Raw genomic sequence first — 11,281 nt, 5'->3', positions numbered from 1 at the left:
CGGGGCGAGGGCCCGGCAGAGCCCGATGTCGAGGTCTCCGGCCAGCAGGGCTTCGGTCAGTTCGTTCGGGTAGCGCTGGTTGACGTCGGTGGCCACCTCACGCGGGCTGAGGCGCGGCACCAACTCCCAGGTCAGCACCCGGGAGGCCAGCGCGGGTACCCGGCGCAGCGCCCGTTCGCTGCCTGCCCCCCTCGCGAGCACAAGTGCCGTGTCCGTGTCCGGGTGGTCCCACAGCCCGCGCAGAAACTCCAGTGCCGGCCCGCCAAGGCGCTGTGCCTCGTCCAGTACCAGCACACGGGGCTGTCTCAACGCGTTCACCAGCATCAGGTCGGCCTCCCCCGCCCCGCGCGGCAGACGCCTGCCCAGTTCCAGGGCGTCCGCGAGCACCCGGCGCAGTTCGGGCACCGTCGGATGCACACCGACGTGGACCCGACGGACCCGGGCCGGGTGCGGCAGCTGGGACAGGGCGTACTGCAGCGCGACGGTCTTGCCCTGGCCGGCGTCGCCGTACAAACACACCACTGCCCCGACCGCGGTCGCGTGCGCGACCGTCCGCAGCACCGACCGCACAGCGGACGTGTGGACCACCTGGGCACCCGGCACCAGGACCGGGACCTGCGCCAGATGCTTTTGCTCCCGCAGAAAAACCTGCCCGCCGGTGCCTTGACCGGCCACGACGTTCAGGTCTAGCTCGCTGAGCGGATCCGGCCTACTCGGCTCGGCCACCGCGGGCTCTCGCCCGGTCACCAAGGCCCGCCCCGCCCGGCGGTCCCTGCAGATCACCCGGTGCAACGTCGACGCCGACGGCACCGAGACTCCGCCGCCAGCAGTCGCCAGCCGACGTCTCAGCTCAGCGACATTCCCCCCGACCTCGCCCAGCAGCGCCCACACCTCGTCCGACATCGCATACCCGCGCCGGACCCCGGCCTCCAACTGCCCGGTCGCCTTGGCCTGCTCCAGCCAGCGCCACACCGTACGCTCGGAAACACCCACCGTCTCAGCGACCGCACGCACATGCCGGGTCGACAACTCCCCCGCCTGCTGCCGCTCCAGCAGACGACGCACCACCAACGCCCTCGGCAGTACAGCACCCCGGCCGGCTCCTACGCCTTGATCCACCCCACGATCACACCGGCCCGGCCCGCCTCACCGCATCAGACCTCTCGAACCTAAGACAGCATCACCCGTCATGCGATAAAGCACCACGACAGCGATTCCGCCCATCAATCTCTCGCCTCATGACAGCGGCCCATCCACCCACAAACAACCACTGACCAGCCCCGCGACACCCCAGTCCAGAACGTCACCACCGACCCTCACCACCACCGACCCCAACCCGAGAGATCGCACATATATGCCCATCGGTGTCATGGTGTGCGCTCATGCCTCGACGGTAGGACGATCTCCACCCTGGCGGCATAGGCTCTTGCCGGTGGAGCAAGAATCGACATCGGACACCACCGTCCGGATGCGCATCCGGTCCCTGCGCAAGGCGCGCGGCTGGTCACTGGACAACCTCGCCGAACGCGCGGGCATCAGCCCCTCCCAGCTCAGCCGGATTGAGACAGGCCACCGCCGCCTCAGCCTGGACCAGCTCACCGCCATCGCCGCCGCCCTGGGCAAAACCCTCGACGAGCTTGTGGAGTCACCCGACGACTCCGACGTCGTCATCCGTCCCGAGCGAGACGAGCGCCGCGGCCTGACCACCTGGCTGCTCAGCAAAGACGACGGACCGCAGGGCCTGACCGTCGGCAAATTGCGCATCACCGAGCAGGCCGGCGACGTCGGCCCGGATGATCTCGGAGTTCACCCCGGCCGGGACTGGTTCACCGTACTGTCCGGCACCGTCGTCCTGTATCTCGGTGAACGTGTCATCCGCATCGAGGCGGGACAGGCCGCGTCCTTCAGCACCATGACCCCCCACACCCTGCGCAGCGACAGGGGCCCCGCCGAGATCCTGATCATCCTCGACCACAACGGCGAGCGCAGCCACCTCGGTACCTGAAGACCAAGTGTTAACAACGCTCGTGGTCAATACAGCTAACCCACCCGGGGTAGCACAAGGTCGCGGCTCGGAAGTCCGAGGCCCTGCCCCCTTTAGCGTGCGGTTCATGGACTCCACCCCGATGCCCGAATCCCTGCGCCGCGCGGTGCACCAGCTCGTCGCGGAGGCAGTCATGCAATGCCAGGAGGTGCTGCGCTACACCGAGCCCGACCAGGCGCACTCCTGGGAGCGGATGACGCTCTACCGGCCACAGATGCCTCCGGCACGATGGAGATGGCCTCCCTGCTGATCGCCGCGTACTGCCAGCGCACCGGCATGTCCCAGGGGACGCTGGACGCCTACCTCCAGGTCAGCAAGCGGCACAGCCGGGCGTCCGGGCCCGGGGAGCCGGAGCGGCATGAGGTCGCGGGCCTGTTGGGCGAGCCCGCCCCCGACAGCGACGACCGCTGCGCGCGGTCGCGGCACGCGCGGGGCCGGCGGCGTGCCGAGGAAGCGCTGACGCCGGAGACGGATCCGCAGAAGTCGCTGACCGAGGCGTGCCTGCACGGGCTGATGGCCAAGCTGTGCGACGACGTCGACGCCCTGGACAACTACCTCCCACCCCGCATCGCACAGAATGAATCTGGCTCTGTCCGCAGTTTCGTGAAGCCCTGAGACGTGGCTGGACGTGGGGTCTGCCCTACCTCGTGCCCGGGGGCTTGTAGGAGTGCCTGAGGTCAGCCGTGCATGATCCCCTGTTCGCACGTGAACCGTGCGAGAGAAGGTGGATATGAAGTCTCGGATCGGATACGCCGCGTGGGTTGCAGGTGTGACGCAGTTCTTTGTGGCCCACGTGATCGCGGAATCTGCTTGGGCCAGACCATACAGTTGGGCGCGGAACAACATCAGCGACTTGGGTAACGCGCACTGCGCCATGCAGTCGGAACCCGAACCCCGCTATATCTGCTCGCCCGAACACGGCCTGTTGAACGCCTCGTTCATCACTTTGGGGACGCTCCTCGCCGTCGGTGTCTTCTTCACCGGCGCTGTGTGGCGCAGAGGCGCGAGCCCACTCGTGGCCCGGTGGCTGCTGGCCTGCGCCGGCATGGGATTCGTGATCGCCGGGCTAGCGCCTGCGGACGTCCACGAGAACCAGCATGTCCTGGGTGCGCTGCTCATCATGGCCATGGGCAACATCGGTCTTGTCCTAGCGGGCGCCGGACTGGCGGACGATGTGCCGGGTCCGCTGCGCTGGGCGACCAGCCTGCTTGGGGTAACAGCGCTCATAGCCTTTGGGCTCTTCCTCTCCCACCGCTATCTCGGACTCGGGATGGGCGGCATGGAGCGGGTAGCGGCATTTCCCCTCTTGGTATGGGCATTGGTAACCGGAGTCCGCGGCCTGTTCCACCAGGCGACTCGCATGCGGATGCGGGATGCGCCGCCGTTAAGACATGGCATGCAGGCCTCTCACAGCTGATGCTGATTCGTGCAGGCTGCGGACCCGGCGGCCGGCGTCCTGTGGCTGGAGAGGGGGACTGTCCCCGCGCGTGTGGTCTTCCGGCTCGTAGGAGTGCTTCGCGAGGGAGGACCGTCGCCGCGCGTACCAGCTCCGTGGGGCCCATCAGCCGCACCCACGTAGAGGTTCTGCCGGGGAGCTGGGACGGCCACGGCGGCGCGGCCGCTGAGGTCCGGCTGGGCGTAGATCTCTCGAACACCAAGAGCCGGCGCGCCAAGCTCACCGCCGACAAGCTCGCCCAGCTCGCCGAACTCGGGCTGGAGTGGGCGGCTGCATAGCCGCGGGCGGAGACCGTGCGAGGGGCCGGGCTGACTTCGGCATGGCCCGTCGCGCCGTGTCAGGCGCTGGCCCTCTTCGCGCGGGCGATCAGCGCGTCGCACAGGCTGCTGTCGGGCATACGTGCCATGCGCAGCAGTTCACGATCACTTCGGCCTTGTCCCAGCGGGGCCGGTCTGGGTACGCAATTCCAGGATCCATTGGTTGATCTCCAGGGATTCGCCGGGGTCGAAACGGACTGTCGTCGGGATGGCGCCCTCCGTCTTTGGGACAGGCCGCGGCGTGGTGTCGTACCTCGCCTCCGAGCTGTGGATCGGCTACGGCAACACCCGGCTCAGCTGGCAGCGGACAGCCGCCGTCCGCGCCGTCTTGCGCCACAAGGCGACTCCGTCACCCACAGCAACGATGTGGCAATCCTCAAGGTCACCTCCCCGCTGCCGGTGGGCAGCCCCGACATCCAGGCGGTCAACCCGGACGAGACCGGCGACTACGAACCCGGCGGCACGCCGACGACCGTCTCGGGCTGGGGAACCATCCTCCCCGTCGGCTCCCGCAGCGAGTACCTGCATGCGGTAACGGTCCCCGTCGTCGACAAGGCCACCTGCAACACCGCCTACGCAAACTACGGGGGCATCGACGGCACAGGGGCTACCCCGGCGTCTACGCCCGCGTCGGAGCCCTGCGCGGCTGGGACGACGCCAACCGCCAGTAACAGCGGACCCGGCGCTCATCACGTGCCCGACTTGCCTGACAACCGAAGCGGGCCAGAAAAACGATCTCGGTCACTTACCGCGGCTCTGATACCGCTTCTGAGCCGATCGGATGGGATTTCGTACGCCACTGGGCTCCGTGGATGACCGCCGCCTATGGCGCCTAACGGCGTCTGAAAAACGGCAGGCATCGCCCCGAACAGCAAGGCGCTGATCCGCTCGCGGCTCCCCCGTGTCGACCAAACTATGTGCGCGCTGACACCATTGCCGCGGGGGCACCCCGCGGTAACCGCCTCAGCGCGCGCAGAGGGTCAGTGAGTCCGGCCGAGGACCCTGTCCTTCAGGTCTTGGTCCGGCTTGAACGCGAGGATGCTGGGGTCGCCGGGGAGGGGAGGCGTGCCTTTCCTCGGCCCACCGGGGACCTCCCTCCTGAAGGTGCCGAATCCCTTCAGCTTCGAGTCCGTACCGTCCACCCTCCTGATGTATTCCTTGATGCTGCTGTGGGCTAGCGACGCCTTCTGGTTGGTGAGGTCGGAACGCTCCACGAGCATGGCGACCATCTGGGTATCGTCCGTCTGTCCGCCTGCCTTTCCCTCCGGGGCCGGCGCCTGTCGATCTCCAGGATGCAACTGGCGGAATTTGATCGTCTTGCCCGCGGGGATCTTGATCTCATTACCGGTTTTAGGGTTGTGCCCGGTCCGCTCTGGGCGCTCTGCGATGCAAAGCGTGCCGAGGGGTTTCAGGACTACGTCGTCGCCTCGCTTCAGGGCGTCAGCAATTGACTCTCCCCACGCATCCAGCGCCAGGACGGCCGCCTCCTTCGAGATGCTGGTCTCGCCAGCGACGTAGTCGATCAGATCGTCATTCATGCCTTTGCACCTGTCTCGCGCGGTCGGACTGGGATGTGATCCTGTGGCACCACGTTCATATTGGTGAATTCATTGCTTTCTCTGGACATTTCCAGCCTAAGGATGATTATCCTTCCTTTTTCGGGCTCGGATGGGCTCGCGGCGCGGCGCAACATGTGGGAGTAACGGGGCGCGCCCCGGGGCCGTTCGTCATCACAGATACCGGCATCCAACGGACACACGGTCTCAGGGTGTACGCGGCTGGAGGGTGTACGGCGCCGCGTGCTGGAGGATTGACTTTGCATCTCACAAGGGGGACTCCCCGGCCGAGATGCCGAAACTCCTGCTTCGCCGCGCGGTCCGCCGACCACCCTTCTCGTCCCGCCTTTCGTCATGTGGCCAGCGGGCACCGTCCAGGATCGCCATCGTCGCAAGGTGCCGGCCCCGGCAGATCCTGTGCCGTCTCCATACGGGGCCCGCGGTGCGGTGTGCTGGTCGGCAGCGCCGGGGCTGTTGACGGCAGTCCCGGGCGCATCCCACTGTGGCCCGATCACCGTGCCGGTGTGAGAAGTGCCCTGCGGGGTTATCAGCAAGGAGATCCCAGAAGGCGCCGGCCCCGGCTGGTCACCAGCGTCTGGAGCAGCCGATGAACCATGTCCCGAACTCCCTCGACCCGGTCGTCATCGCCTCACCGAGCACGAGACAGTCCCTGACCGGCCCGGTGCCGACCAGCGGGCCCGTCGGCGTCGCCGGTGTCCGCGGCGGCGGGACACTGCGAGGCGACGGCTACGCCCGACTGCCTGGCGCGAGCCTGGGGGTGGATGCGAAGTGGGCCGCGGGAGAGCTCACTCAGTTCGCCCAGGCGTACGAGGGGCTGCCCCGCGACCCCTACGCGCCGCACGCCAACCGGTACCGCCGCTACTCGCATGCCGTCTACCTGCCTTGGAAGGACGAGCTGTCCTTCATCCCCGGCGTCCCCGACGCCGAATACGGCTCCACCTCCGCATACTGGCAGGACGAGCACAACCGCGAATTCCCCCGTATCCGCCGCAGACTGCCCGACCTCCCCACCGCGCTGCACAGCAACCAGCTGCTGAACGCGATCATCCGCGCCGATCTCGCCGAAGCGCTCTGGCTGCCGCAGCTCCACACGGCGCCCGTCTACATCGGCATCCACATGGTCCGACTGGCCGTCCGGGACCAGGCGCAGGTGGCGATGTCCTCACCGAACTGCCTGCACCAAGACGGCGGCTCGCCGGCGCTGTGCACCTTCGCCCATCTCATCGGCCGCCGCAACATCCACGGCGGGGAGAACATCATCGCCACCGCCGACAGCGCCGGCCGACAGCCCGGGGAACTGAGCCCGAGCGCCATCCACGCCCGCTTCGTGCTCAGCGAGCCCCTGGACGGCTACGGCGTCCACGACCAGCGCGTCGCCCACTACGTCGCTCCCGTCCGCCTCGCCGACGCCGCCGACACAGGCCACCGCGACATCCTCCTGCTGGGCATCGCGCCCTTCATCCCGGGCATGTAAGGGCCCGCTCGTCGCCTAAAGGGTCTGCACACGGCGTCATGCCGCATCAGGTTGTGCAGCGCGAACACAATGTCACCCGGCGGACAGTGCTGGGCGAAGACGACCGCGGAAGGACCAAGGGGCAAGAGGCGATAGCTGGCCCTCCGTCAACGGCCCTGACGCCGTCGAGGACGACGAGGGCGAATCCTGACGGTTGGCGCCCCTGGTCCATTCGGCGCAGCAGCCGCACGTCGAGCACACCGCGCCCTGACGAAGTGACGATCTCCTGGCAGTCACTGCTGCTGGCCGACCGCGTAAACCCTGCGGCCGACGGGTAGAGCCCTGCCGATCAACGCGGCGCCCCGGCAGGGCTCCCAGACCCCGGCCGAGCGGCGCACGGAACGATGACGCAGGAGAACTCACGATGCCCCACGGTGAGTGGAAGCTGGACGGCCCGCGCTGGCGCCCGCTGATCTGGGCGCGGGAGGACGGCTACCGCTTCACGGGCGACCCGCATGCGCTGCGGACGTTCGAGCTGCGGGCGCTGGGGGTGAAGCTGGTGGAAGGCCGTCGCCTGCTGTCGGCCACGGTCGGCCCGCACGCCAAGCTCCACCCGCGCGAGCGGTTCGTGCAGTACCTGCTGAACCAGCTCATGGCCATGGAGTCGGCCCTGGACATGCTGGTCACCTCCCCGCCGCCACCGGAGTGATCCATCTCAGGGGGATGCCATGCGCCGCCGGACCTACCCCTCCGACACCACGACGGCCGAATGGGCCCTGCTGGAGCCGCTGTTGCCACTTCCCGCCTGCCAGACGCCGACCGGCGGCAGGCCCGAGAAGTGGCCCCGGCGCGAGATCGTGGACGCGATCCGCTACCTGACCTTCGAGGGCTGCAAATACCGGGCCCTGCCCAGGGACTTCCCTCCCTGGCGCACGGTCTACGGCTTCCTGGCGAAGTGGGCCGCGGCCGGCGTAGCGCAGGCGGGCGGCCGCATCGAGGCGGCCGAGCAGCAGCGTGCCGGGGCGGTGCAGGGAGCCGGTGACCGACGATGGCCTCGGTGGACTCCCGTACGCGGTACTTCCGCCAGCCGCCCGCGCGCTTGCCGGGAAGGTACGGCTGGCCGAGCCGTTTGAAGACTCAGCCCTCGATGCCGACGGCCGACCACGACAGCCGTCCCCGGGCGGTCGCCTCGTCGGTGGTCATCGGGCACAACGTCCACGGAACGCCGAACTCGAAGCGGAGAACGCCGCCGTGCGCGATGCGCTTCGCCGGGCCGACGGCGCCATGGCCTGCCTTCCGACCACGTCCTGAATGCCCCGCCGGGTATGGACCTATCCAGCCCGTCCAGACCACCGCTGCTGCACGCGGATGACAACTCCGGCAGCTGAGGGGTAGTGCGGCGTGAGCTGCAGCCGTGCGTGGCCGGATCGACTTCGCCCCAGGCCAGTCCGCTCGCCGTGATCAAGGCTGCGGATCTAGGCCGCTTCTTTCGGATTATCAACACGACCCTGCGCATGCACTGTTGGGGGATCGATGCCGCACTGGAGGACGCGGAACGCCTGTTCCAGGTGGGCCGTGTGCTGCGCGGCGAGCGCGTCGAGGGATGTCCCACCGGTGGCGACGAGTTGTTGCACGGTGGCGACGGTGACCGTGCGATAGCAGGTGATGATGAGTGCGGCCGCCAGGGGTGCGTCGCCTGTGAAACGGGGGTCCGCGTCGAGTTCGGCAGCGAGGGCGGCCTCGGCCTCGTAGGCGAACTCACGGAGCCGCGCAATGAGCGTCGGGGCGTCCCGCACCACGCGCACGAACGGGGCGATGCCCTCGGCGAGGCCGGAGAGGGGGTGCCGCTCCTCTGCCATCGCGATTGCGAGTCGGAGCATCTGCTCTGTTACTGACAGCTCATCCGGGCGGGTTCTCAGTGCGTTCCTGATGGTCTCCAGGGCGCTGGGAATGCGGTCGAGCAGCAGGTCTTCCTTGCGGTCGAAGTGGGAGAAGACCGTCACGCGCGACACGCCGGCCCCCCGTGCGATCTCCGCGATGGTGACGTCGTCGAAGCCGCGCTCGAGGAAGAGGTCGGTCGCGATCTGCGCGATGCGCGCTCGCGTCTTCGACCCGCCCCGGTCTCCCTTGTTCGCCATGTCCGCCACCTTACCTTAACTGGGTATGTTTACTAGGTAAACATACTGAGTTCAGTTTGCCGATTGGTCGGGAAAGCGGGCACGTCATGGAAACCAAGGAGCGGGCTGAGGCCCTCGTCGTCGGCGCGGGCCCCACAGGCCTGCTCGCAGCGAGCGAGCTGGCGCTGCGAGGTATTGAGGTGATGGTGCTGGATCGGCTCACCGAGCCCGACCACACGATCAAGGCGGGCTCGATCAACATCGCCAGCGCCGAGATCCTCGACCGTCGCGGGCTACTGGGCGAGGCCGTGCAGCGCACACTGGTGGAGCGGGTGGGGATGAAGGTCCCCGCGCCCGCCCCGGGCACGCTGCCGGCGTTCCCGGCGATGGGTCACTTCGGGGGAATGTTCGACGCCTCCAGCATCGATCAACGCGATCCGGTGCTGTCCGAGCACACCGCGGCCGCGGGAGGATTCGCCGTGCCGCAGGCAGAGGTGGAGCGGATCCTCCGCGAGCGATGCGCAGCGCAAGGCGTCGAGATCCGTCGCGGTGTGACGGTGACCTCGCTGAAGTACACGGGTGCCTCGTGGGACGACGACGCCGATGTCCTGGTGGAGACCAGCGACGGCACCCTCACGGCGGACTGGGTGGTCGCGGCGGACGGTGGTCGCAGCACGGTTCGCAAGCTGCTGGAGATCGACTTCGTGGGGACCGAGCCCACCCTCGTCGGCTACCAGGCGGTGGTGCAGATGCAGTCCGCCGAGCCCCTGTCGCGGGGCTGGACCTGGACACCGCGAGGCGTGTACGCGTCAGGGCCTGTGCCCGGCCGTGTTCTGGTGGCTCGTTTCGGGGAGCAGCCTGCCGACAAGCGGGCGGAGGTGGGCGTGGAGGAGTTGCAGGAGGTGCTGCGGGACGTGACCGGCCATGAACTCACGATCACTGGAGCCCAGGGGCGGATCACCCGGTGGTCCGACAACTCGCGGTACGCCGCACGGTACCGCCGCGGGCGCGTCCTGCTCGCCGGAGATGCCGCGCACGTCCATCCGCCGTTCAGCGGGCAGGGCCTCAACCTCGGCTTCGGCGACGCCGTGAACCTCGGCTGGAAGCTGGCCGCCACCATCTGCGGCACCGCTCCCGCCGGGCTGCTCGATTCCTACGAGAGCGAGCGCCAGACGATCGCGGCGCAGGTGCTCGACTGGACTCGCGCACAGGTGTCGATCATGCGCGGCGACCCGCAGAGCGCCCAGATGCGCAGCATCCTGCAGGACTAGCTGCTCCGCTTCCCGTCTTGGGCGGCCGCACCCGCCCACCCAAGCTGTGCAGACCTTCAGCGGCGCCAACGCCCATCTGTGGGCCGAGATCGCCGGCACCGACCCGCAGAATGGAAACGACGCATGGCCCACCTCGCACGTACGTGGGCGAACTGCCTGCAGGCACTTTGACGGACGAGCCCGGGAACGGCGAAGGCACGCCGGAGGCCGCTCGCACCGGCCCAACCGGCCCCCTCCCCGATCCTGCTCAAGGACTGCGAGGTACCCGCCCCCCACGACAGCCGATGAACAACGCACCCTGACTTTGCTGGGCGAGTCCGCCACCGTTCTCGGCGTCACCGTCCACGGGCCCCGGCGGTGGGGACACCAGGACCACGCCCTGGGCCGGCAAGCGCAGCACCCGACCATGGGGGGCTGGCTGGGCTGCTCTCCTCCCCCGCTCTCTCCCGCACACGGCTCGACTCGATCACCTGCAGCCACAGCCCGCGGTCTTGCGAGGCGCACGGGAATGATTCCTTGATGATTTTGATCGAATGCCTTTCCTTCGAAGACGTGAAGCCGCAGAGCTGCCTTCGAATGTGCGCTCAACACGACGCGGGCGCGAGTGTCCTGCGAGAGACCGGCATTGTCCACGCCGTACTCGCCGGGCCGGGAGTAGGGCGAGGGCGAGGGCAGGAGGTGCGTCCTGGTACGCGCCGGTCAGCAGGCCGGAAGGACTTGCTGCAGCGGGTCGCAGTCGCCCGCGGCGGACAGGTGCCGGGCGATAGCAGTGTCTCCGCTGCGCAGGGGCCTGTCGCTGGCCCGGGAGGTTGCCGGCCGGTGACGAGCACCCCGCACAGGCCCAGCCCCGCTCCACTGCACTTCTGCGCTTCATCAGCCGCCCCTCGGCGTCTGCGTGAGCCGTGGTCCTGGGGCCTCGGGATGGATGCTTGCCCGTCGAAGCCAAGGGGGTGCAAGGCAGCTGGACCAGGGCGCATTGCACTGGTCCGTGCGCCCCGTCCCGCTGGTGCATCCGCCTTCCGGAGAGCGCCACGACGGCCTCATGA

12 protein-coding genes and 1 pseudogene are annotated in these 11,281 nt (G+C 68.5%); 10 read left to right on the top strand and 3 right to left on the bottom strand.

Features of this window, described 5'->3' with window-relative positions:
• Positions 1–1,065 (bottom strand): AAA family ATPase (locus ACIGQF_RS37505; RefSeq protein WP_399720247.1); only part of this gene is annotated, 1,065 nt, incomplete at its 3' end.
• Between the two features lie 403 nt (positions 1,066–1,468).
• On the opposite strand from ACIGQF_RS37505, the gene ACIGQF_RS37500 reads away from it, so the two are divergent.
• The 6 genes from ACIGQF_RS37500 to ACIGQF_RS37475 all read left to right on the top strand — a co-directional run bounded on the left by ACIGQF_RS37500 (position 1,469) and on the right by ACIGQF_RS37475 (position 4,633).
• Complete coding sequence (locus ACIGQF_RS37500; protein WP_399720253.1) at positions 1,469–2,005, top strand: helix-turn-helix domain-containing protein; 537 nt, start codon at positions 1,469–1,471, stop codon at positions 2,003–2,005.
• 106 nt (positions 2,006–2,111) lie between these two features.
• Positions 2,112–2,294 carry a hypothetical protein gene (locus ACIGQF_RS37495; RefSeq protein ID WP_399720245.1) on the top strand — a complete coding sequence of 61 codons (183 nt, stop codon included), beginning with the start codon at positions 2,112–2,114 and terminating at the stop codon, positions 2,292–2,294.
• Positions 2,273–2,659 carry a hypothetical protein gene (locus ACIGQF_RS37490; protein WP_399720243.1) on the top strand — a complete coding sequence of 129 codons (387 nt, stop codon included), beginning with the start codon at positions 2,273–2,275 and terminating at the stop codon, positions 2,657–2,659. The genes ACIGQF_RS37495 and ACIGQF_RS37490 overlap by 22 nt, the downstream gene beginning before the upstream one ends.
• Positions 2,660–2,774: 115 nt before the next feature.
• On the top strand, positions 2,775–3,461 hold the full coding sequence (locus ACIGQF_RS37485; RefSeq protein ID WP_399720241.1) for a DUF998 domain-containing protein: 687 nt from the start codon (positions 2,775–2,777) through the stop codon (positions 3,459–3,461).
• Between the two features lie 134 nt (positions 3,462–3,595).
• Positions 3,596–3,778 (top strand): hypothetical protein, encoded by a 183-nt coding sequence (locus ACIGQF_RS37480; RefSeq protein ID WP_399720238.1) that lies wholly within the window; start codon positions 3,596–3,598, stop codon positions 3,776–3,778.
• 126 nt (positions 3,779–3,904) lie between these two features.
• Positions 3,905–4,633, top strand: coding sequence for a trypsin-like serine protease (locus tag ACIGQF_RS37475; protein ID WP_399720235.1), 729 nt, complete (start codon positions 3,905–3,907; stop codon positions 4,631–4,633).
• A gap of 164 nt (positions 4,634–4,797) precedes the next feature.
• On the opposite strand, the gene ACIGQF_RS37470 is transcribed toward ACIGQF_RS37475, so the two are convergent.
• Positions 4,798–5,355, bottom strand: coding sequence for an HU family DNA-binding protein (locus tag ACIGQF_RS37470; RefSeq protein WP_399720234.1), 558 nt, complete (start codon positions 5,353–5,355; stop codon positions 4,798–4,800).
• A gap of 625 nt (positions 5,356–5,980) precedes the next feature.
• Between ACIGQF_RS37470 and ACIGQF_RS37465 the strand changes: the two genes are divergently transcribed.
• The 3 genes and pseudogenes from ACIGQF_RS37465 to ACIGQF_RS37455 all read left to right on the top strand — a co-directional run.
• A complete protein-coding gene (locus ACIGQF_RS37465) occupies positions 5,981–6,868 on the top strand; it encodes a 2OG-Fe dioxygenase family protein (protein ID WP_399720232.1) in 888 nt (295 codons plus the stop codon).
• Positions 6,869–7,271: 403 nt separating this feature from the next.
• On the top strand, positions 7,272–7,556 hold the full coding sequence (locus ACIGQF_RS37460; protein WP_399720230.1) for a hypothetical protein: 285 nt from the start codon (positions 7,272–7,274) through the stop codon (positions 7,554–7,556).
• A gap of 19 nt (positions 7,557–7,575) precedes the next feature.
• Positions 7,576–7,893, top strand: a pseudogene (locus ACIGQF_RS37455) (transposase); the annotation flags it as partial.
• A gap of 429 nt (positions 7,894–8,322) precedes the next feature.
• On the opposite strand, the gene ACIGQF_RS37450 reads toward ACIGQF_RS37455, so the two are convergent.
• Positions 8,323–8,985, bottom strand: coding sequence for a TetR/AcrR family transcriptional regulator (locus ACIGQF_RS37450; RefSeq protein ID WP_399720227.1), 663 nt, complete (start codon positions 8,983–8,985; stop codon positions 8,323–8,325).
• A gap of 86 nt (positions 8,986–9,071) precedes the next feature.
• Between ACIGQF_RS37450 and ACIGQF_RS37445 the strand changes: the two genes are divergently transcribed.
• A complete protein-coding gene (locus ACIGQF_RS37445) occupies positions 9,072–10,235 on the top strand; it encodes an FAD-dependent oxidoreductase (RefSeq protein WP_399720225.1) in 1,164 nt (387 codons plus the stop codon).
• The last annotated feature ends 1,046 nt before the right edge of the window (positions 10,236–11,281 follow it).

It is taken from the genome of Streptomyces sp. NPDC053560, from assembly GCF_044544605.1.
Classification (GTDB): domain Bacteria; phylum Actinomycetota; class Actinomycetes; order Streptomycetales; family Streptomycetaceae; genus Streptomyces.
This window is presented reverse-complemented; position numbering and strand designations above follow the sequence as displayed.

Bases quoted from the DNA above. Each gene is read 5' to 3' on its own strand.
- ACIGQF_RS37460 (WP_399720230.1), top strand. From the start codon at position 7,272: ATGCCCCACGGTGAGTGGAAGCTGGACGGCCCGCGCTGGCGCCCGCTG.
- ACIGQF_RS37475 (WP_399720235.1), top strand. From the start codon at position 3,905: ATGCGCAGCAGTTCACGATCACTTCGGCCTTGTCCCAGCGGGGCCGGT.
- ACIGQF_RS37500 (WP_399720253.1), top strand. From the start codon at position 1,469: ATGCGCATCCGGTCCCTGCGCAAGGCGCGCGGCTGGTCACTGGACAAC.
- ACIGQF_RS37465 (WP_399720232.1), top strand. From the start codon at position 5,981: ATGAACCATGTCCCGAACTCCCTCGACCCGGTCGTCATCGCCTCACCG.
- ACIGQF_RS37450 (WP_399720227.1), bottom strand. From the start codon at position 8,985: ATGGCGAACAAGGGAGACCGGGGCGGGTCGAAGACGCGAGCGCGCATC.
- ACIGQF_RS37470 (WP_399720234.1), bottom strand. From the start codon at position 5,355: ATGAATGACGATCTGATCGACTACGTCGCTGGCGAGACCAGCATCTCG.
- ACIGQF_RS37445 (WP_399720225.1), top strand. From the start codon at position 9,072: ATGGAAACCAAGGAGCGGGCTGAGGCCCTCGTCGTCGGCGCGGGCCCC.
- ACIGQF_RS37495 (WP_399720245.1), top strand. From the start codon at position 2,112: ATGGACTCCACCCCGATGCCCGAATCCCTGCGCCGCGCGGTGCACCAG.
- ACIGQF_RS37485 (WP_399720241.1), top strand. From the start codon at position 2,775: ATGAAGTCTCGGATCGGATACGCCGCGTGGGTTGCAGGTGTGACGCAG.
- ACIGQF_RS37490 (WP_399720243.1), top strand. From the start codon at position 2,273: ATGGAGATGGCCTCCCTGCTGATCGCCGCGTACTGCCAGCGCACCGGC.